This window comes from Bacteroides sp. (genome assembly GCF_028690125.1).
In the GTDB taxonomy this organism is placed as follows: Bacteria; Bacteroidota; Bacteroidia; order Bacteroidales; family Bacteroidaceae; genus Bacteroides.
Genome location: NZ_JAQVBV010000005.1, coordinates 1 through 22248 on the forward strand (window position 1 = coordinate 1; position 22248 = coordinate 22248).

Here is a 22248-nt window from a genome sequence, read left to right on the forward strand (position 1 = left end):
CCGAAGAATTGAAACCAATCTTAGGAAAGCACTCTCTATAACATTTTCCTTCTCACAATTATCCCAAGGCATTGAATCTCACGGTTCGATGCCTTTTTTATTCACCCAGTCCCCACCTAATTAACCCTTTGTTAGTAATCAGAAAGGTGGGGACTTAATTTTTTAACAATGGAACAACTAGATAATAACCTCTACGCTGAAGCATTGAAGGTGTTTTTTCAGAGATCTGGGAACTTAAGATGTACGCTACTTCTATTTATAACTATACAGTATGGAGAAGAAACGTTTCCAGGCTTACAATATTAGCAAATAAATCAAATAGAAATCAAAAAAACAAATGAAGAGACTAAAAAAAATTTTCAGTAAGTTTTTCTCAAAGAAAAACACTTATTATGCCGTCCTATTGTTTGACGGACAACAAGATTATATATCAGGAACTCCCTACCCTTCTAAAAAAGAAGCCCAAAAGTTTTCTGATAAAATAATGAAAGAAAACGCCACCATGAAAGTGATAGGAATCATCAGTTTCAAGACAAATAATATCTTGTTACGGATAGAAAATCGGTTTGATAGAATCAGGGAAGAACTAGGTGATTAATATATAGAATAGCCTTCATTATTCAATACATACATTTGCAATATGAAATTCAAAAATTTACTCAGTATTATTCGTTCCAATAATTCACGCAAAGGATTATTCGTTATCCTCCATTGCGATACAAACTTCATCTCCCTATCAAATGGAGCAGTTAAAGAATTAGGTGTCAAAAAAGGAGGTATCCCTTTCATCTTCGTTTACAAAACGGAATATAATTCCAAAACTGTTTACGCCTTAAGACGTGTAAAATATGAATTTGCCGTACGCACACAAGTCGGATTAGTAACCAAGAACCGAGAAACGGGATTTTATGTATTCGAAAATATGTGCCCCACTAATCAAGCCATATTCTTCGATCTTGGTCTATTCCACAATCAAGACCAAAGATTCAATCTTATTAAAAGAACTCTAAACGAATCAACCGAATATATACTCCAATATGAAGCAGCTAGCAAGTAATATCAAACCGGACATTAAGTTTATGCCAAATGGAGACATTCACCTCACATCGAGAGTAGTGTCTCTTTTGGACATAAAAGCTGGAGACTCAATACAGATATCGTATGATAATGATGAAGTTTATATTTACGTGCATATGCGCCAAGCCATCAATGATAATATCGCAGGTATAGCTAGACGCACATCGAAAACAACCGGATATCTCCGTGTCCGATGGACATCACTATGCAGAAAGATTATAAGCATGGACGGAAGAGCCAATTTTGCAGCTTACCGCGTAGGAGAGCCATATGAAATAAACGGTCTAAAAGTTCTACCAATTATAACTAGAAAAAACTATGCAGCAGAAAGAAATTAAATATACAGGTATCACAAGCACTCCATCCGATTACGATTGTCCGGATGGAGACATCTCAACAATGATAAACCTCATCAATGAGAATGGGAACTTAGTGCCTGTCAATTCGCCAGAAACCATTTTTACTTTAGAAAACGCTCAAAAAATAGTTTATATCCATAAAACATCAGATTATTGTAATTATATCATACATAATATCGGAAATAATAAAGTTGAAAGCAAAATATCTTATTTTACAGAAAATCCTGCCAACACAACAAATATTCTTTCACTAGGGGGAAAAAAGTTATACGAGATAACCTCTATTGGAAATACATTAGTTATACTCACCGATAACGGTTTGATTTACGCCCTATATAAGTCAGGAAGTTATGAAACGCTTGGTAATAATCCCCCATTTCCTTCCATTTCTTTTCGTCTAAAAGGAAAAGTTGGTGAAATAAAAAAATTTACCATAAAATTTAAGAATAAAACTAAATATTACAAAGAAATCACATCTACCAACCCATTTGATCAAAAAAATCTTGGACTATTATTTCTAGATAATCCAACCACCTCAGAAGCTATTTACGCTAATATTAATCCAGATTCAGAAGCAGTAAAAGCCTCAGGAGGTTTCCAGTTTGACTTCATGCTTAGATATGCATACCAACTATACGATGGGTCGTTATCCATGCACTCAGTTCCAATATACATGAACGCTGGCGATGGAACTCCATATTTAATGAAAGTAGAAAGTTTCCACAACTACGTGGACGATAATGGTTCTGATAATATTGGAAAATACTCCATGATATATGATGTAGAAATTAGTATGCACAGACTTGGTTCAAGACTATATTATCAAATATGTAATTTTGATGAAATAAAAAATGAAATGGAGAAGTGGAAAGATATAATTAAAGATATATCTGTATTCATCACCCCTCCATGCTATTATATGGATCAAAACTACCAGCCTGTTCACTCTTTCAAAAATTCAATAACAGAAGGGGTAGGCGATGGAACAATAGACCTTAATTTCACCATGTCAATAGGGAGGGAAAATAATAACACAGAAATATATCATAAAATTGAAAATTACGCATATATTCATTTCACCGAAGATACGAAGTTTATTCCTGTATCGATAAAAGCCAATGCAGGAGATGGTATGTTCAATTTCCACCATATCTGCTCTATAAATATAAAAAATCTAGAATCAGGAGAAAAACTTCTTCCTTTAGAAAGTGGAATACTTACTGAACTCATCGGAAGAAAGCAAATGACAGGAGACAGCCAGAAAAATGGTACAATTGTAGCCAGATATGCTTTCACATACAATTCACGACTCAATTTGGCTAATATTACTATAATTCCCCAAATCACTCCCCTAGAATCTTGTTGTCAATATATTAATGGAGAATTTGATATTTTTGGAATAACCGAAATAGCAATCCATAAAGTATATAAATACAAAGCTTATATATTCATCAAATCAGAGAAACAAGATATAATGATAGATTGTACAAGTACCATAGAAATCAATATTCCAAATGGTTCATACTTTTTTTATCCAGATCCTAAAGCATACAAACTTATCATAGAAAGAGAAGACAGCAGTGGAAATAAAACATATTCAAACAACAAACTTGAAGAACATCAATTCCTCAATGGAGCATACAACAGCGCGATCAATAGTTTCGTCACCGATTTCGACACATCTATTCTCCATAATACCAGTCGTGGAATCCCCTACTACAATAAAATTTATACCTCAGAAATCAATAATCCTTTTAGTTTTCCATCAACTGGAGTAAAAACCATCGGCTCTGGTGAAATACTAGGTATTCGTTCTGCCACCAAAGCACTTTCGCAAGGACAGTTTGGTCAATTCCCCCTATACGCATTTACAGACGAAGGGATCTGGGCACTCGAAGTATCCAGCGAAGGAACATTTATCGCAAAACAACCAATTACCCGGGATGTTTGTAATAATCCTGACTCCATCACACAGATAGATACTGCCGTATTATTTTCCTCCGATCGCGGTATAATGCTTATTCAAGGATCTGAAAGTATATGTATATCAGACATAATTAATGAAAAACCATTCGATATCACAACACTACGAGGATACAACGAGCTGATAAAAATATCTACATTTACAGATAATCAATTTCAATACATCCCATTCAAAGATTACATAAAAGAATGCATGATATCTTATGACTATAAAAACCAACGGATTATATTATTTAACAAAAAACAAGACTATTCATATGTATGGTCTTTAAAGTCAAAAACATGGAATATACTCTCATCTAATTTTGAATACGCAATTAATTCATACCCAGATTCCTATATAATGACAAAAGAAAACACCCTCATCAATATATCCAATACCAAGAAAGAAAAATTAAATGGTATTATTATCACGCGTCCACTAAAACTTGACGCTCCTGATCTCTTAAAAACAATCAACCAGACCATACACAGAGGAATATTCGCAGAGAGCAATATCAAAACAGTTCTCTATGGATCACGTGATTGTATCAACTTCATCCCCATAGCATCAAACGCCGGACGATCCATAAACTCAATTCATGGAAGTCCGTACAAGTATTTCCGATTTGCAATTTTAACGGAACTATCTCCTGGAGAAAGTATTTCAGGAACCTCCATTGTTTTTGAAACCAAACAAACCAATAAACTTAGATAAGAAAAGAGCCACTTCAAAAAAGTGGCTCTTTTCTATTCAACTTAAAAAGGATGCATCTTTATCCTGACAGGATTCACCCTCACATTCAAGAATTTTTTAACTTTTGCTAGTTCTATGAGAGACTCACTCTCATAATACGAAACTTCATCCTTTTTAGTTATAGCAAACCACCCAGAAAGGGCTTTATTAACAAGATAAGCGTGCATTGAATTCTTCACAGCTTCCGCATTTAGTTTAGAGAAACTATATGGGACACATAAACGCACAGAATACTCATTCGGAATAATAAAGCTATTATCAACATTTAAATCCTCATTAGTCTCTATCTTTGTATACCCAGTAATACTATTCAACAACTCGCCCCAAGCCTTGTTGATGCCTTGAGTCGTCTTATCGACCTTCCCATCATCTCCAACATCCATCACTAAACTACGCTCTTTCTCATCCATTCCCTTTACAGTATCACCGACAGAGTAAGCAATAAGCTCAATATCATACATAATCTCATTACGAAGTAGTGTTATAGTAATAATACTATTCATGTCGTAGAAACTTCAGGGATAACCCTCTTAGGAGTAGTCCTCTTGTTTACCGATTCTCTAATAGCCTGAATAGAGATAGCCGATAAATCAGCATAACTCTTTGCTTCATCGGGTTTAGTTATAGTAAACCAGTCACAGATAGCCGTATTCACCATATACTTGTGACAAGCAGCTGTGATACTGTCAGCTACGGATTGATTAAAATTACTTGGCATATTAAGCATTAGCTTGAAATCTCCTGTTTCCATCTCCTGTACGTCTGACGATTTTACAGCTGTATCTACCAAATAATTAGATAACTTTGTTTTCAACTCACGATATGCGTCCCCAAGTGAACGAAGAATCTGATTCTTATGTTCTTCATCATCATTCATTTGCATATTTGCTACTTGCTCATGATTATCTCCCGTCTCCCGGCTTCTTCCAGTTAAATACGTCTTATTCTGTACCTCATAAATAAGTTCCGATTTTACAAGTGTAATAACTAATTCTTTCTTTGCCATACGTTATTTTTTTTAAGTAAATATTTTCAAATTACAGGAATTACTCTTTTAGGCTTTTTTCGATAATATAATTTACTCTTCGTTTCATTACCGGACGCAACCGCCATTGTATTATACTTTTCCTCTTCCTCCTTATTAGTGATAGCAAACCATTTACTAGCAATAGAATTCACCGCATAAGAAAATATAGAATCATTGATTGACACAGTAAGATTATTATCAAAATTACTTGGCATATCAAGTGTAACAGTCCAAACCTCAGATATATCTATTGATTGAGAATTACTAGATGTACTTACAGTAGAAATAAATCTTTTAACTTCATCCGTGATAGCACCTATTGCCTCCCTCCAAAATCTCTCAAGCATCAGACGATCATCATCTGTCGTAAACACTCTATCATAAGCCTTTCCTGTATCCTCGATAGTCTTTGCACCAACATATCCTGTCAGCTTTGCTACCTCATCATACACATTAGCCTTTTTTATCGTAAGCACTATATCCATACTTTTTTATTTTATACGCAAATAAACATATTACATCCCATTGATATCTTCTACATATTAATCATCATTCTACCAATCTCCAATTTTGTACACACCAATTCTGGATATGGAAAATCATGTGTTCCAAGAAGTAGGTAACATTACCTTGACTTTTATTTCATATTATGATAGTAAGTTAAATGAAATGTTATGTCATGTTGATTCATTATGAAAATAGCCGACCTTTATATTCAAAAAAAAATCTCTCATCAATGAGGCTACTTTCAAGCTATTTGATTATGTGTTTGAGGAAAACAAAAGCTGATATAATGATGATGAAAGGGTAAAAGTAAAGGCAGCTTATTGGGCTGCCTTTATCTTATCTGTAGCAAATATTACAAGCACTCCTTTTCTTCTTAGCTTGTTTGAGACTGATTGAAACTATTTCAGCCCTACAGTTATTAAGACCGGAGCTACTACTATTTTTATGATACATGTATGATAAGCTTACGAATAAGAGATGATTTATCAAAATTACAAGATGCAGAAAAGACAGCCTACTAGCTTCCTTTTAAACTCAATTTGATGTCTACCTATTTGTTCATAGCTGCTTCATCTTATAATGTTTTTACATCATCGCTATTTTCTTTCTGAATTGAATCGTACAGTTTTTTTAGAAAATCATGCGATACATATTCATTTTTAATCACGTTTTCAAACAAAGTGGGCGGAAAGTTTATATATTCCATTCGGGATACAGACTCATCATTTGCTCCCTCTTTCAATCGTACATCCTTTAATTCAAGGTTATTGAACAGATCGGCATTCTGATATAATTCTCGTGTCTTGGGATTAGATAGTGAACTGAATGAATTGAAAAAAAGGAGTACAAGTTCATATTTTGATAGTTGCGCCCGGAATATCTTCGAATATTTTTTAGGTGAATTGAATTCTGAAGCCATTTCCAAGATGTAATAAGCGTTCCTGAAATATGTGCCAAGCTGATTTTTATATGGAGCAAAGCAATGGTCAGCGGCTTTTTTACAGGCTTCAGCTATAGGTTTGAAATTACCCTGCTCGATATAGAGTTTTATTGCATTCAGACATAGATAATCATAGGCATTTGGGTGTACGGGTGACGTAATCATACTCCCTCCGTTCATGCACCAATCATACTCTAGGTAGGTGTTGTTAATGGCAGTAGATATATGTATATACTTCATCATCCATTGTTCTCTCGACATGTTGTTGGGAATAATCCTTTTGGTGAACTCTTCCTTAGAAAAATTCTCAGGAATGCCTCTTCTTATCTCCAGATAGAAAGTATGATATAACTCTACATAAATTTGCCTATAAGTTTTTTCAGGTGTACAAAACTCATTATATGGAGTTATTTTCCATTGACATTGCTTCGCATTGTATTCCCAGTCAATTCTTTGCACCCGCAAAGAATCCCTATACGAAATAAAAATCCTAAGTAATTCAAAAAAGACAGACCTCTCCTCGCTGTCAAGAGATTGCTGTTTATTCTGTCTCAACGTAAAAAGAACTCCGACAAATGCTATCAAGCCAGTTATCGCTCCTAACAAACTTCCAAATTCACCCCAATTAATCTGTTTGTTTTCAAAACTTCCCCAAGTTTGATTGAAATAGTAACCTAGAATTACTATTATGATTACCCCGATAATAACAGTTCCCAAAACGAGCCAATCTTTCACATATTTTCTTATTCTTGACATAGTCTATGTTTTTTCAGTTGTTCAAATATAATAACTATTTTGATATACAGAAAACCTTTTTAAAAATAATCAAATTAAAAGCCCTGAATCCTAAAACCCAGGGCGGACAGCTTATCAATGATAAGCAGCTTCTACAATTATGCGAAGATACTACTTCTTTCTTAAACGATATACCAACCAGCCGACAATTAACAGAGCGAATAATACGATTATCCCGAACGCCCAACCGCCCAACTCTAACTTCACAGACTGCCACCGACTCAGTTTCTTCTCGACCAGATAAGGAACTTGAACCGAATCAGTCTTATGAATATACGTCGTATCCCGGATCAGCTTATCCCGATATTCAATACGGTATCTATCCCGGAATACCGTATCTCCTTTCACTAACATAAATACGCTATCAAGCACATGAATTGAATCACGTTGCAAACGATCTTTATATTGCACTTCTGTTTTGATAGTCTCTACCGGGACGTACTGAGTACTTCGGCAGGAAGTGAACCATATTCCAGACATCAGGAATATGGTTAAGTAGATTAACGCTTTCATAGCTTCCGTATTTCACCTCTATTCTTTCCATCAGCCCGGTAACTTACATGAATCCAGCTGTAGTCATTCTCATTGATTAGCTGATCAAACGGTAGATGTTTGCGGATCAATTCAAACAATTCCCTGTTACCTTCCTTTGTACCGGCATAAATATCGGCAGCTTCACCCTTCATGTGTTGGGAAGTCTTAGAACCTCCTACAGCTCCGTTCAAGTCCTTAGACCTAAATCCTGAGTTGATGATGATAGGTCTTTTGAATCTCTCTCTTAGAGGGTCTAATACGTTATCCACTAAAGCCGTTAGCGAATCAATTTGCTGTTGATTCGGCTTGTTATCTATTCTCCGTACCTCTGCTACATTAGAACGACACAATTCTTTTAATGTAAAATGTTTCATTTCTTTTCCTCCTCTTTAATCATATCTTTTTTCAAGTATTCACCCAAAGCCTCTATTATCTCAGCCGGATCAGTTTTATGTTTAGCTATTTCAGCCGCAAGGGCAGCTACCTCTTTATAATCCCCCTTTACTTTTTCATCTGCCTTCTCATAGATTGACTTCAATTCAACCAATGAGATACCTAAAGCTCCAAGCAATGTAACCACAGGGAAAATCGGTATAGACCAACCATAATACCCATCTAAATACCATACCCCGCTCATCTGCATTACGTCAATTACTGTCAGAGCAATTAGAGCGTTATAATACCTGGCTATCTTGTCAATAGTCTTTTTATACATGAAGCTGGAACGTACCTCACCACGCAATTTCGCTTTTCGTATTCCACTCCAAAGATCAGCCAGTATCATAATAAATACTTCTATGTAGATGCCAAAAAGCATCCAGCCGATAACAAATAGTTCATTTAGTCCTTTCATATATTTTAATTTTATATTCTTATTACTAACTTCATACACGTTTTGCAATATGAGACAATATTTTTTCTATTTTTTTATAATTTCAAGCAGATTAATACCCGGTCTGTAGTACATACTGCCTGTATTCCAGAATGAAATATCCAGCCTTCCAGTCGTTCCAACATTCACATTATCAATATCTATAAATTGCGTCATATTATTTACCGGATTGAAATTAATATTGACTGACATACCATTTGCCTGGTAGAATATCTTATTATAATTATTCTCAGCAATAAAAGCACCTTCTCCACATGATATAAGAAGTCTAACCTTGTAGTTTCCCGCTTTTAGATTATTAAACCGGAGATATGCTTTAAGACCCGTATGAGCGTTTCCATTACAAACATGCTTACTAATGTATTTTGCAGGATATGCTCCACTGTCATCCACTGCAGGAGCAAACATGTTTTCGTTAAGAGGAGCGATATCCACATTAATTACGCCCGGATAATCACTTGGATTTTTACAGAACTCACAACTTTGAGCCCCACCAGAATCCCGTAATGCAAGAGTCTTGTATGAAACAGCCAGGGAACTGCTGACACAATTTACGATCTTACCACCTACTGAATCATAGGATATATTGTTATAACTATTACTAAATGAAACGATTGTCTTTACCGGCTCCGGTTCTACATAATCAATCTTATCTGAAAGAATAGAACTTATATTATTAAACTCATCTTTTAGCTGCACATATACGGTTTTAGTTCCATAATCCGGACTCAAGAATGAATAAACAAACTTTTCACTAAATGCATACCAGGGCATATCTGACAGGTCGGATAACTCACCCGCCCGGTAATGAGTTGGAATCCCATTGTATGTAATCCCAACGGAAACTTCCCGCGCTGTTGTGCTTGGCGCGCCGAAATTAACAGAAACACCTGTCAATTCAATCTGCTGCGGCATATAAGCAATACTATCGCTAAGTATCCGGGATTCACCAAACTGATTCTTGACTTTCAAATAAAGAGTATGCAGCCCAGGAACATTAGTCAAAGTAAAATTTTCATGTGCCGAACGAATCATTTCCCATTCTGCCCCTTCGAAAGTCGGAGATTCAGAGATGCAATAATGCGTGGCACGTTCGTCGGTCGAATAATAAAATTCTATATTCGGGGTATCCGTAACGGATGGAGTAGATTCATAAATATAAAATTCATTCAGTACAGGAGGCTTCGCTATCGCTTCTATCCTTGCCAGGTAAGCGTCCGAAAGTTCCTGCCGTAACAGAGAGATGAAATACATCGCGTCCGATCTGTCCTCCTCATTCAGGCTATGCTCAAATGCACTGGTATATTTCTCCGCACATATGGGAAGGTGATCGTCATAATTTACATTTATCAGAAGATTTCCGTTGTTTATTCCATAATTCAGACCATTTGCCGTGTCATTAGTTTTAATTGAAAGACCTGAGACACTGGATATGCCGTCTACTAAAACACAAATGTCTTTGTGATAAAAATACTGATCCGATGGAATGGACAGTGTAAATTCCACTGTCTGTCCGGCTGCTTCTTTCCGTATCATGGCATTCTTGCGTACAAACCACCATTCGTACACTTCATCAACAGTAGCCATCCAAGCTGAGTCATCACCGTCTTTTCCGAAATTATTATTAACACGCGTAAGTAGATCAACAATCGGTTGCCCCGGAGTATGAGTAAACAAATGACACCATTGAGGGTTACCGGAATCGTGTATTGCTTTTATCCACGCAAAATCCGTATCGTTATTCTCCGAATATATTCTGCGCATACCGGTAACCTTGAAAAGATCCGGATTATCGGACGGATATAACTCAATAGCCGGAGAGTTTTCACCACACATCATAACTACATCACCAGCCATGACGGCGGCTGTAATATAGTTATTATTTCCATCCGGTCGCATCATTACCTTCATCCCACGCCCGGACTTTCCTACGGTCTTTAACTGGTCCTCCTTTAGTCCTTCAAGTATTTTTAAAGGATCGTTTTTGTACCAGGCGCGCTCGTTTACATTATGCCAGTACAATGCTCCTCCAAAATCCATGATTGGAAGTGTTTCCGGCCATATGAGGTAGGGATAATTTTTACCCTCATCCTGCCTGTCCATAAAGTCATTTATATAATCGTTGCCCAGATTGGGCCAGATGGCAACGCCGACAGGCATACGGTGCTCCTTTCCGCATCCATCCGTATAGCCTAATGTCGTAGCGGGAATATAGCCCGTTGTGCGTACCTGTCCCTTGTGATAATATTTTTCGTCATCAACCCATTTCTTGTTGATAGCTCGGAATACTTTTCCGTAGGCCCCTACAGGACAATCATCTGCCGTATAGGTGAATATAAACTTCTTGTTATATTTCAAGACAGGGAGCGAAGCATTAACCGCGCCGGAATCGATTCCGTCCGGGAGTGTGATGATGAGGATAATATCCTTACGTTCAATTATAACAAGCGAGATGGTATCTGCTTTAGCGTCACAGACTGATTTGTCATCCATGATCTGCATGTAAACAGTTTTTTGCCCTTCGGCTTCGGATAAGGTAAAAGATACTTCCGAGACTTTCGGGTCAGGCCATTGTCGCCATTCAACAGTGGAAAGGTCCGGACTTTCCGATATACGGTAATAAGCAGGAATACCGTTCATGTCGGCCATGACGGTCACCTCACGGGTATAGGTACGGCTGTCATCGTTATTAATATAGATGTTTTTTAAGACAAGAGGCACATACGGATCACGGTACTCGACATTAATTGTACGTATGTTAGACTCTCCAAAAAGATTTTTCACTTGTACATAAAGTATTTTTTCTCCAAAACCTTCACTAATCATATAAGGTACATCCATTTCACCGTTTGGAATATCCACCCATCCACTGCCTGTCATATCCTGATTTTCTGATATGCGGTAAGCCGTAGGCGTTCCGATACAATTCAAATGAACAGTGACGTCCGGGAACTTGACAATGTCGTCCACCGCCTCGATTACAGTGGCGTCACGTAAGAAAACATCCGTGTTTTCAGGCGCGTCGTTTGATTTATACTCTTCGATAATCATGAATGTCGTAATCGGATAGGTAGAATTTGCGCTTCCGTCTTCAACGGCATTGATCACATCTACATTTAATATACCTTCTGTAGACTGGCAATCTTCAATCATAAGGTAAGATGTACCGTTATCTTTCTGGTTTATCACACCGGAATATTTATTGCCCACCTTGATTTTGGCAGAAGCGCCATTGCCGGCTTTCGTACCCCCAAAATGCCGGATTGTATACCTATATTCGTCTTTCAAACCGGATAATTGGAGTCGCGCTACTATATTTTCTGTCACATCGCTTTTAAATCCCGGACCACGCCAGCCGTATTTAAACACGGACTGTTCAATACCTTCGATTTCACAGTAACCATAGTCTATGTTGGTACTCCACGAATACTTAGGGCTGGATTGTATGGGAGAAATTATAATGTCGGAGACACGTTGATATGTATCTTTCAAATTTACAGATATTGTCTCTGTCTCCGGATTTCCAATAATACTATTCCATTCTTCGTCCTGAGGCAGAGGTGAACCGCTACCGGTAAAGTTGATTTTATATGTCGCTTCCAGATTTGTAAAATTACCGATTATGTTTATAACCTTTACGTTTGAAAAGCCATTGAGGGCAATTCCATACACTGATTCGATACCTATTCCCATATAACTGATACGTACATCGCTGCGGCGGTCATAGTCTTTTAATGAATCTTCCGGTATATAAAGGATAAGATTTTCTGTATTGGCTTCATCACGCGATACCGCTTGTATCAGTCGCAGGTTACCGTCTTCGGTGAGAGTAAAATTTTCCTTTGCAGTTGCTGAAATGATTCCGATCGGAAGGTCGAATGTCAGAATGATTTTCGAACCGAGTTTATCTGTCATTGCCCGTAGCAGCGTAGGAGAGCATTCTTCTGCCATCAGAGTACGGGTCGTAATTTCTTTGGAATATTCACTCTGACCGTTTAAACCAACCGCACGAATTTTATACTTATAAGTATGCCCCACAAGTAGTCCGTTATCGGTGTAGGTCAAAATGGATTTGTCTTCTACCTTTCCGGTCTGAATATATTCACCCGATTCCTCAGCACGATAAATGGCATAGTAAACAAAGTCCGCTACGGGCATAGATGTATATTCCCATTCCAGAGTGACGGATGTTACAGTCCGGGATGTCACACGAAGATTATCGGGAGAAGGAAGTTCAGAGTATGTTCTAACGCTGGTATAGTCGCTCATCGTTCCCACTTGTCTGTCTTTGACCGGGCGGATTTTATAATAATAGGTCGTGTCAGGGGAGAGTCCGGAAATGGTGAACCTGTTTTCGATAAAAACCGGAATCTCTTTCAATAAAGTATAGCCTGCTTCAGGAAGTTCTGAAACGAAGATCTGGTATCCGGTATCTTCCGTATTAGTATTGTTCCAGAAAAGTTCTACCGCGGAACCGGATATGGTCCGTGAACTAAAATCAGTAACCAAAGACTTGAAATCAGGTTCAGGGATCGCATCAAAAAAGAAGTATTCCGGAAATTCGGAGACATTTGCCCGAATCATTCCCCGGACAGGCTCTTCAATGGTTTCATTACCGGTACGTCCGTGTATGCCTTCCGGATGATAATCAATATAATCACATACTGCTTCTACCTGGCGCCAAGATAAAGAAATATCATTCTTCACACTCCAGATGATATTTCCTTCCGCATCAACATTCGGTTCATTCTGCCATTCTTCACGATCTGTTTCATATTGTTGCGCACTCAGGTTGTTTCCGCGGTTGCTGTTTTTTGCCTGGACGGGACCTGTAATGGGGAAGTAAGGGTTTTCTTCAGTGGTTGGAAGAACCACGACTTCGCAACCTTCATGCGGATTCTCCGGGTAAAAAGCGGGACCTTGCGCATATGAGGCATAACGGTCCTGATAGTAAGGTTGGTGTACCAGTATCCATTCACCATTAACATACCGTTCATGCCGCGCCCCGGAAAGTCCTGTACGCGCATGGTCATTGCCTAAGTCTCCGGGAACATTTTGTGGATTAGGAATGTCAGGAATATAAACTGTGACATGACGGACCAAACCGACACTTTCAGGTACAGGAATTTCAACTCTTGCCATGCCTGTATTACGGTTGTCATCCAGATATACCACGTACGCTCCTTTATCTTCATCCTGTTTTTTAAAACAGGCAACTACAATACGTTCATCAGTTTCAATGTATTTCATTCCTGTATACACATAGCCTTTCAGGCGGTTACGCATAGTTGCAACCCACCAATATGACCGGGTGATCGGGTAGGCACCGTTACCCAGGATTTGTCCGAACAGTCCGGTAGTGGCAAAGCCGCCACGGGCATATGAATGCTCATATCTTCTGATCGCTTCCGCTTTGGCGCCGGGAGTAGTGTCTGTGCAGTCGTTCCAGTGAAACATCTCGAAACCGGCACCACTATCCCAGTTGCCCGATCCGAAATAGTTGCTTTCCGTTTCAGTCGAGTAGTAATTGACAAAATCAACACCTAATTTCATCATCTGTACGCAAGCTCTGACAATCCAGGCGCCTTTTACATCCGAACGGTGACGGTCAGGAACAGTCCAGTCGCCGATCTGACATCCCGGTTGTGTGTAACATTGGTATTTACTTGCCGTATCACGCCCACCACTTTCACCCCATCCAAACTCCGTCAGAGCTATTTCTTTGTCGGGAGCGAAACGATTACGAAATTCAATCATCTTAATGAGTTCACCGCCGGTATTGTTTTTCATGGCTTCTTCAAAAGTAATGCCATATTGGACGGCTTCCTTCGATGCATCCTGGCTTCCTATATTGGAGAAATACATATGCATGGAAAAAACATCAACGGGAATACCGGCATTATGCCGCCTGGATTTCCAATGTAGGATAGCCGGAAGCAAATAACCTCTATTAACGGAAGCCGTACCGCTACTCACTACTTGAATATCACCGTATCTAATGCCGGAAAGTACAATACCGTCTTCATCTGTCAGCGTACGGTCGTGACCGTCGGCTGAAGCGGACAGTATGGCCGCGTATTCTTCAGCATGTGTATATCCGAGCCAGCCGGACCAGTTCTGGTCAGGTTCATTTTCCGGTTCTATTCCGCTGAGCAAGTTTAAGCCGGTAGTTTCATCTGTATCGTAAAAGAATCCGGTACCGGGCACAGCGTTCCTGCCATATTTCGCGGCAAGTGCCTGGCAAAGTTTGGCGTAAGTTTTATAGGAAGCCGCGTCGGTAGTAATACCCAAATACCGGTCAAGCCCTCTGACACCACGCTTGGGAACCGGACGCCATGTCCCGGGAAACCAATAACCGTCACAGGGACGGTTATGAACACTCTGATTACGATTATAATAGCAGTAATCAAAAACCCCAGTATTGCACAGGAATGGCTTGAGTCCGTATCTATGGTAAGTATTCAGGAGCATATCCTGCAATCCCTCCTTACTGCCGTTATTACTATATACCCAAGAAATATCACTGACCTTAAATCTCATATCGGCCAGACGCGTATAAGCGTCAGGGGTGCCATAACCGACAGCAAAATGTCCAAAGTGAATGTACATACGCATTCTCTCACCTGAACACATGCTATGGATTCTTCCCTGTTGGTAGGCATGACCATTGGTGCAAAAGAATTGGTCTACGGTTTTACGGACCGTAGAGCGGCGAAGCGGGGACATGATACCATCAGGGCATGTAGACACGGGACGACCGTATAAAAGGACGTTGTCTATTCTGTCAATGCTGCCATTGTATTCCGGTTCGGGAAAAGCTTCCGTTCCTTCAGGCATGACAGGGCTGGTTGAACTCGCTCCAAAGTCCATCTGATCAAATGACAGCTTAATAAACCGGCATTGGCCGGAACGGAAATCAAGTGACTTCCATTCATTAAATCCGATTTTTATTTCACCAAAACGTTCCCATTCATATCCGAGGTCTTTCATACCATAAACTGAAAAGTAAGGCTTGCTCCTGGAATACACGAACAATTTATCGATGGAATAAGTGGAATACAAGTCAATAATTATATTGAACGGAGAAGTATCACGGCTATACTTATATTGTGACCAGAATGTGGTATAGTCCTTATTTTTCATATCCGGGTATCCATCATCAAGAAATACATTTTTTTCCGTCTCATCAACTATATTCCCAATTGAACAGATGCTACCGTCCGTGTCGGTCAGGTAATTGCGTAACTGGGGAATCAGATTACGTTCGGTCAGGTTAATACGGAAAGCTTTCTTTGTATCTCCGCTGCCTAATGTCTTGAAGTAGATAAAGTCTGATGAATCTGAACTGTATTCGATCCCATAATTAATCTTTATGCTTTTCAAGTAAACATAGTATTCTTTATTGGATGTCAGACCACTGATAGTCATTTTCTGGATTTCTCCCGGTATGGCGGGCTCAGGAACACCTGATACTTTCTTGAGGCCTGACCAAACTTTCGGATCATCAGCATCGACAAGAGAATTGGAATAACGTATATCATATTCGGTAACCTTGTCATAAATGTTATTGGCATAAGGGGCAGACCATTGGACCATACATACGGAAGTATCGGAATATACAAGCATGAAATCCCTGACTTTCTGGGGGGTGGGAAACTGGATGTCGCCAAGCACTGTATTTGTATGAATATATATAGTGTCACCCAGACGGTTGTAATGGAGCAGGGCGATAGTGTCCCTGTTGAGAGGGAGGTCTACAGTTCCCTTTATGTTACTGGCCACAGATATCTGTTTAAAACCGGATTGAAAAACAAGTATCTTTCCGCTGCTTCCGTCTTTCGTGTTATTGATTGACAGATTGAATATCTTATGATCACCCGAAAGGGTAACTTTGGCATAAGGGGTTTTAACAAAATCAATGGTAATATTGCTGGAAACAGGCATGATTTCAGAAAACTGCTCCAGAGTGAAAGTACGGAAGACATCAAGGTTTAAAGGCTCATATTTACCACTTGTCCAAATGTAAGGTATATCGCCTACCTTGAAAAATCCATTTTCGCAAGGACCTTCCGGATAGGCGTTCATAAGCTCATCAAGAGTTTGATAGCTGCCAAGAACTACAAACTCAATACTGTCTCCTTTGGAGCCGTCATGTCCCTGCAATTTGGATATGGGAACCATCACTGTTTTAGTAACTCCCTCATATTGCTGGATAGCAGGAAGCGAATACACGCCATCCGTAGTATCGGCTACAGGAAGTTTACCTACCTGTATAGCTTCATTTTTGATCACTGGAGCCACGAGTGAGGCGAGCCGGCGTAATTCATTGTCTGTTAATTCGTCTAATAATCCCATATCTATGATTGATTTGAAATTGAATTTGTTATAGATCCGTTTTTCGTAAATGTAATTCCCATAGGACTCACATTTACTTTATAAATATCCGGTTCAAACTGCCGGGATTCCAAGTTGAAATTTCCTGCCTGAAGCGTTGAAAGAGCTATCACATCACCGTCGGCGGACAGGTTATACAAACTAACAATAGCCATACTGATCGGATTAGCACTAGTTGAATGAGAAGATTCAATAAATGAGATTTCTGATATTTTATGCCCATTCTCATTATACATTAAGATTGCATTTTTCTGTGGATCTATTTCTATGCGTTTTCCGGACAATGCAGTAACGATCTTGTTTGATATCACTTTATCAGCAAGCAAAGTATTCACGTCAATCAGTTCCAGATTCAAATAACCACCTATCATAATTGCTTTTCCTGTTGTAGCCGCATTCTCAACTAATTGAGAATAATTAGTGTAACCTAGCTGTCGCGCAACATCATCTTTTGCCGTCATGCTTGCATTGCCGAATGCCTGATTATAAGCAGTCTGAAAATCAGCACTGAAGCTTTCAAAGGTGACGAGACCTTTCAGATTAATATGTGACCCGCTCAGAAAGATCCCTTCCGGGGTGATATTGAAAAGCGACATCGCCTTGGTTCCATCGGAAAATGTACAACTGGCCCATATTTTTGTACCGTCTTTTTCGGTTAGCCAGCCGCTTTCCTCTATTTTTTTGGCGATGTTATCAATAGATTTAACGGTAGCTTCTATACTTGTGGCGGTCTGTTCTATTTTACTGTTTATTTCCTTTTTAAAATCATCCAATGGGCGGTTGGTCAGAGTTACCAGACTGATATAAATATCACCGGTGAATTGTATCAGGAAATCACCGGTGCCATCCCATGTACCGGAAAACTCGAAAATTCGTGTTTGGAGATTAGTAGCTATTGGAGCTGTTTTATACAACCCCTGCTTTTCAAAGCCGCAGGTCAGTGTTCCCGGAGTTTTACACAGATAGCGGAAAGAAATGTAAAATATGGTTGCTTTCTCAGGTTGGTCAAGATTGCTGTTTAGTTGCCTGACAAAACTATCTTTCAAATGGAGCATATACTTATTTTCATAGCTGACAACCTCGGCTATCTTCGTTGCATCAGCGTAATATTCCCCATTAACTACGATAGGTTCTTCCGCCGCGATTACTTCCAGATCGGATTCACGCAGCCAGTCCTCCAGATTCAGAGAAAAAGAGGCATTATGAAGATAGTTGTCTTCATCATTGATCCAGTGTTCTACACTTTGAATCTCTGTTTTTATAAGATTCTCAAGGACCTTTAACTGTGTGGCGATATTGATGCCGGTATTCAAAATGAAGTCACCTACATAGCGGTTTCCTTCAGGGGAAGTAACTGACACTTCTTTGCCTTCGAGTGAATAGGAATTGATTCCTGTATATTGTTTGAAAGAGGGAGCGTCGGGACCATAGGAGGATAGTATTATCGCATTCTGCCGCGTCGGATCCGTGCGATTACCTAACTGGCATATTTCATCACCTTCCTCAGGAATATCACTCCCTGTATCAAAATCAGTTTTGCTCAGATCTATATAGTCTGCACCGATTGCTGTAATCAGTCGCCAATAATATTTATTTGTGGCGTTATAGGATGTGCCTGATTGGTAGTTATCTGTTTTTACCTTAGCCTGGTCATTAACGACAAACTGGTTATGGATGATCTTCTCATCCTCCTTATTTTTAAAATAGCAACGATATACGTTCTCTAGTTCATCGACTTTGATACATTTCATTCTAGCGGGTGATAAGATGAGAGCACCACCTACATGCGATAGGGTTTCTATAATCATCTCGTTAAAGTATGATTTCACCCGAACGAACAGCTCATCGACTTCGAGATAAGACTTCTCGGTTAGTGGATCAATCTTAATACATGCACCGGAACCTAATATGCCGGTAATGAATTTACCAAAAGTCGCTCCTAAATCGGCTTGAATCAAACCTTTCGCAACAAAACCTTTTAAGAAAGTGATAAGACCGGCGGCTTTGTCGTCGTTGTTTTTGCTTAGAACCTTGTCATACACCGGACTAATCGCATCCAAATCATAAGCTTCATCTGCATATTTAGCATTTTCAACCTTTCCGGGAATAACCACCCCATCCTCAACTCCAATAACATCACTCAAATTATGTTTATGAGTCTTTAAGGCATAAGGAGGATTCTTAACTTCGAGTACTTCTGTAACTACTTTTTCAAAATCAGCAACATTCCCTTTAATATCCCCACCAATAGTCAAATCCTTATCAACTGTCAAATTACCCTCTATTAGCTGTTCCTTATCCGATGAAATATCATCTCCATAATCCCCCCATACCCTGCGTTCATCATTCCAAAACACAACTTCTCCGCTAATCGTGGCATAATCCCCAGGGCATCCTCCATAAGGATAAGTATCCCATACTTTCTCCAAAGTATCAAATACCCCTAAATCACGCTCGTCCTTCATTTTAAAAAATCTTTAGCGATTGAAAACAACACTTGACCCTGTTCCTTCTCCTTATATGTTTGACATACCATTCCAGCTGTATAATAAACAATAGGCATATAAATATGAGCGCAAATATCAACAATCCCATTCTTTATTGAAGGATAAGGCAAATACTTTGCAACTTTAACACCAACAGACGCCCCACCAACACACGAGTAGAACTCCATCACCTTTCCCGTAGGATAAGTTGTTATTGCACAAACAGGCTTATCAATACCTCCTCTAATACCCGAAAACTTAGACTTTTGCAAAAAGTATAAAGGATCCGTATCTTCAATCGGAATCACCACAGGCCTCTTCCAATCACTCATCTGAAAGACAACTAATCTCATAAAATCATCAGGAAGAACAGTATACCCCATACCCTTACCACTCGATCCACTTTCCCAATACAAATTTGAAGCGAAATTCACTCCACTGTCCAACAGTCGTGAAGGAGCCATTTCAGTTATACATCTTGTAGCATCCAAAATTTTCTGCTCAATAATAGCGTCCATAGAAAGAGTATAGACATCATCAATAAAAAATGTATTAACCTCATTTTCATCCAAAGCCTTCCGGACATCCTTAACCACCTCTTGAACGCTATAATTCATCTTATTTCAAATTAGGAAATTCTACACCAAGTTCCTGCGCGTAAGCCAATATGTTATCCTTACTACGGATTGTCTTATCGCAACCCTTAGTAATCAGATACTCCTTAGCTTCAGCAAATGAAATAATGCCCTCTTGAATATCCTTCGGTTCACCTCCATTCTTGCCCTGTGAATATTTTTCGCCTTCCAATCCTGAAGACCCCTCACCACCCCCAAAAGAATCATTCGCAACCTTCCCTTTCTCTTTGTCCGATTCCTCTTCAATAATCTCCTTCACTTCAATAATACTCCCGAATTGTTCCAATCCCTCAATTCCTCTTTGCACCTCCATGTCATTGGTACGATACTGGCTTCTACCCCCCGTCATAGAATCAAAAATAATTCTTCTCTTATTCCCACCAATTTTCAGATTAAAAGAAATCTCAGACACACATCTATATACTTTTATCATATCCGAATAAAAATTAAAAAAGGAGCGGGATAACTCCGCCCCCTAAGTTTATACTCCAATTAATTATGCTGCTTTAGCCAACTTCAAACGAGCATGTGCCTTAGCGTATCTCAAATAAACACAACTGATCTCCTGCAATACGATTGCGTCAGTATTTCTAACCCCAGCAGATTTTAAGTCCAAAATATTTCTGCTCCAGCTCACAAACGTACGCTTAGTCAAAAACTGAGGATCAAGAACCAAGCCACAATCACTCATACCATTCTGATCGAACAACTCATGATGAATAACCAATACTTCCCCAAAATCTGTATCAAAACTCTTAAACTTCAAGCTCCAATTCTCCACACTCTCCTTCAAACGGAACTTATCCGATTTAATCTTAGAGAAAGCAGCGAGCATATCACTTCCAGCAAAAAGAATTTTCCGTTTATTGCCCACTCCGACACCAGTAAACAAATCCTTCGTGATATCCACCAGTTCATTATCTGTAATTTCAGCCTCTCCAGTAGTAGTATTCCAGTCTCCTACAATAATATCCTTTCCAGCCATCCACCAGATACCTCCAGTAAACCATACACTCTGTTTTTTCACCGGATGTTTAGCTTTTCCTTTCACTCCAAACAAGAAGGTATTCTCCATACCCATTCTCATATCAAAAATCGAATCTTCCTCCAAATCACTGAAGTTCCAATCCACCTCTTTACTTTGCAACTTATCAAGTGTAGACTGCTCCACCTGCGTCATAAAGTTCTGGCAGTACTGAACCTCCGGAGTAGGAATATTACTAAACGAACTAGTCTGAGCATCCAACTCTGCGCAAGCCTTACCCATACGTATTATAACCGTATTAATTGGAATAGCTGGAATCCATATATTATTTCCATTACCATCCTTCTTTCCATTCACCGCATACACTAAAGGATTACCCGAAGCTGCAGCACCAGATACACAAAGAACCAGTTCCTTAGTATCTTGAGTAGTACCATCTTGCTTATACCCCATAACACCTATTACACGTATCGTATCTGACTCACCAAACATATCAGGATCATTCACTACAATTTCAGCCGTATTACCCGTAGTCTGTGCTGAAAAAGCAGCAGTCAATTTTCCCTTAATCGGACGAGTACCAACAGTATAATACTTTACCTCCATACTCTTTGTACCCATAGCTTTCGCATGGCGAGTAATCTGATCAATCGGAGTAGCCATTGGACGAATTTTCGTGATTCTCTTGTCAATTTCCTGAGTGTAAAGTTCATCCACCGCTTCTTTCCCGTCTGTTATAGTAGAAGCACCGGGTATAGTTTTACCCGCATCCGGCAAGTTAATCGCACTTTCTGCAAACATAACACAACCCGAAGCACCTGTCAAAAATGCGATGAGCATTAGGAGCATTGCCCCCATAAACTTTAAAACAAAACCTTTTTCCATTTTTTTGTCTATA

General features: G+C 39.1%; 16 protein-coding genes. 4 read left to right on the top strand and 12 right to left on the bottom strand.

From position 1 onward, the window contains the following. Window positions 1-337 precede the first annotated feature (337 nt). The 4 genes from PHO71_RS04535 to PHO71_RS04550 are packed head-to-tail and all read left to right on the top strand — an operon-like array spanning window position 338 to window position 4116. Window positions 338-598, top strand: a complete 261-nt coding sequence (locus PHO71_RS04535; RefSeq protein ID WP_300199584.1) for a hypothetical protein — start codon at window positions 338-340, stop codon at window positions 596-598. Between the two features lie 42 nt (window positions 599-640). Continuing rightward, window positions 641-1057, top strand: coding sequence for a hypothetical protein (locus tag PHO71_RS04540; protein WP_300199586.1), 417 nt, complete (start codon window positions 641-643; stop codon window positions 1055-1057). After that, the gene (locus PHO71_RS04545; protein WP_300199589.1) at window positions 1038-1415 is read left to right on the top strand and encodes a hypothetical protein; all 378 of its coding nucleotides are present in this window, start codon (window positions 1038-1040) and stop codon (window positions 1413-1415) included. The genes PHO71_RS04540 and PHO71_RS04545 overlap by 20 nt, the downstream gene beginning before the upstream one ends. After that, window positions 1396-4116, top strand: a complete 2721-nt coding sequence (locus PHO71_RS04550) for a hypothetical protein (RefSeq protein ID WP_300199592.1) — start codon at window positions 1396-1398, stop codon at window positions 4114-4116. The genes PHO71_RS04545 and PHO71_RS04550 overlap by 20 nt, the downstream gene beginning before the upstream one ends. A 41-nt stretch (window positions 4117-4157) precedes the next feature. Here the strand turns inward: PHO71_RS04550 and PHO71_RS04555 are convergent, their stop codons facing one another. The 12 genes from PHO71_RS04555 to PHO71_RS04610 all read right to left on the bottom strand — a co-directional run bounded on the left by PHO71_RS04555 (window position 4158) and on the right by PHO71_RS04610 (window position 22235). Then, window positions 4158-4658: a hypothetical protein gene (locus PHO71_RS04555; protein WP_300199595.1), complete on the bottom strand. Its 501-nt coding sequence runs from the start codon at window positions 4656-4658 to the stop codon at window positions 4158-4160. Beyond that, window positions 4655-5161, bottom strand: a complete 507-nt coding sequence (locus tag PHO71_RS04560) for a hypothetical protein (protein ID WP_300199598.1) — start codon at window positions 5159-5161, stop codon at window positions 4655-4657. The genes PHO71_RS04555 and PHO71_RS04560 overlap by 4 nt, the downstream gene beginning before the upstream one ends. Before the next feature lie 26 nt (window positions 5162-5187). Then, complete coding sequence (locus PHO71_RS04565; RefSeq protein ID WP_300199601.1) at window positions 5188-5667, bottom strand: hypothetical protein; 480 nt, start codon at window positions 5665-5667, stop codon at window positions 5188-5190. A gap of 596 nt (window positions 5668-6263) precedes the next feature. Next, on the bottom strand, window positions 6264-7385 hold the full coding sequence (locus PHO71_RS04570) for a putative phage abortive infection protein (protein ID WP_300199604.1): 1122 nt from the start codon (window positions 7383-7385) through the stop codon (window positions 6264-6266). Between the two features lie 150 nt (window positions 7386-7535). After that, window positions 7536-7937, bottom strand: a complete 402-nt coding sequence (locus PHO71_RS04575; protein ID WP_300199607.1) for a hypothetical protein — start codon at window positions 7935-7937, stop codon at window positions 7536-7538. Then, window positions 7934-8332: a D-Ala-D-Ala carboxypeptidase family metallohydrolase gene (locus PHO71_RS04580; protein WP_300199610.1), complete on the bottom strand. Its 399-nt coding sequence runs from the start codon at window positions 8330-8332 to the stop codon at window positions 7934-7936. Before PHO71_RS04580 ends, PHO71_RS04575 begins: the two co-directional genes overlap by 4 nt. Continuing rightward, window positions 8329-8811, bottom strand: coding sequence for a hypothetical protein (locus PHO71_RS04585; protein ID WP_300199614.1), 483 nt, complete (start codon window positions 8809-8811; stop codon window positions 8329-8331). The genes PHO71_RS04580 and PHO71_RS04585 overlap by 4 nt, the downstream gene beginning before the upstream one ends. A 66-nt stretch (window positions 8812-8877) precedes the next feature. Then, complete coding sequence (locus PHO71_RS04590; RefSeq protein WP_300199617.1) at window positions 8878-17205, bottom strand: fibronectin type III domain-containing protein; 8328 nt, start codon at window positions 17203-17205, stop codon at window positions 8878-8880. A 2-nt stretch (window positions 17206-17207) separates the two neighbouring features. Further along, a complete protein-coding gene (locus PHO71_RS04595) occupies window positions 17208-19709 on the bottom strand; it encodes a hypothetical protein (RefSeq protein ID WP_300199620.1) in 2502 nt (833 codons plus the stop codon). Then, the gene (locus tag PHO71_RS04600) at window positions 19706-20347 is read right to left on the bottom strand and encodes a hypothetical protein (RefSeq protein WP_300199623.1); all 642 of its coding nucleotides are present in this window, start codon (window positions 20345-20347) and stop codon (window positions 19706-19708) included. The genes PHO71_RS04595 and PHO71_RS04600 overlap by 4 nt, the downstream gene beginning before the upstream one ends. A gap of 1 nt (window position 20348) precedes the next feature. Continuing rightward, window positions 20349-20777: a hypothetical protein gene (locus PHO71_RS04605; protein ID WP_300199625.1), complete on the bottom strand. Its 429-nt coding sequence runs from the start codon at window positions 20775-20777 to the stop codon at window positions 20349-20351. Window positions 20778-20861: 84 nt separating this feature from the next. Next, window positions 20862-22235: a hypothetical protein gene (locus PHO71_RS04610; RefSeq protein ID WP_300199628.1), complete on the bottom strand. Its 1374-nt coding sequence runs from the start codon at window positions 22233-22235 to the stop codon at window positions 20862-20864. Window positions 22236-22248 lie beyond the last annotated feature (13 nt).

Bases quoted from the DNA above. Each gene is read 5' to 3' on its own strand.
- PHO71_RS04535 (WP_300199584.1), top strand. From the start codon at position 338: ATGAAGAGACTAAAAAAAATTTTCAGTAAGTTTTTCTCAAAGAAAAAC.
- PHO71_RS04555 (WP_300199595.1), bottom strand. From the start codon at position 4,658: ATGAATAGTATTATTACTATAACACTACTTCGTAATGAGATTATGTAT.
- PHO71_RS04600 (WP_300199623.1), bottom strand. From the start codon at position 20,347: ATGAATTATAGCGTTCAAGAGGTGGTTAAGGATGTCCGGAAGGCTTTG.
- PHO71_RS04590 (WP_300199617.1), bottom strand. From the start codon at position 17,205: ATGGGATTATTAGACGAATTAACAGACAATGAATTACGCCGGCTCGCC.
- PHO71_RS04575 (WP_300199607.1), bottom strand. From the start codon at position 7,937: ATGAAAGCGTTAATCTACTTAACCATATTCCTGATGTCTGGAATATGG.
- PHO71_RS04565 (WP_300199601.1), bottom strand. From the start codon at position 5,667: ATGGATATAGTGCTTACGATAAAAAAGGCTAATGTGTATGATGAGGTA.
- PHO71_RS04545 (WP_300199589.1), top strand. From the start codon at position 1,038: ATGAAGCAGCTAGCAAGTAATATCAAACCGGACATTAAGTTTATGCCA.
- PHO71_RS04560 (WP_300199598.1), bottom strand. From the start codon at position 5,161: ATGGCAAAGAAAGAATTAGTTATTACACTTGTAAAATCGGAACTTATT.
- PHO71_RS04595 (WP_300199620.1), bottom strand. From the start codon at position 19,709: ATGAAGGACGAGCGTGATTTAGGGGTATTTGATACTTTGGAGAAAGTA.
- PHO71_RS04550 (WP_300199592.1), top strand. From the start codon at position 1,396: ATGCAGCAGAAAGAAATTAAATATACAGGTATCACAAGCACTCCATCC.
- PHO71_RS04570 (WP_300199604.1), bottom strand. From the start codon at position 7,385: ATGTCAAGAATAAGAAAATATGTGAAAGATTGGCTCGTTTTGGGAACT.
- PHO71_RS04540 (WP_300199586.1), top strand. From the start codon at position 641: ATGAAATTCAAAAATTTACTCAGTATTATTCGTTCCAATAATTCACGC.
- PHO71_RS04580 (WP_300199610.1), bottom strand. From the start codon at position 8,332: ATGAAACATTTTACATTAAAAGAATTGTGTCGTTCTAATGTAGCAGAG.
- PHO71_RS04585 (WP_300199614.1), bottom strand. From the start codon at position 8,811: ATGAAAGGACTAAATGAACTATTTGTTATCGGCTGGATGCTTTTTGGC.
- PHO71_RS04610 (WP_300199628.1), bottom strand. From the start codon at position 22,235: ATGGAAAAAGGTTTTGTTTTAAAGTTTATGGGGGCAATGCTCCTAATG.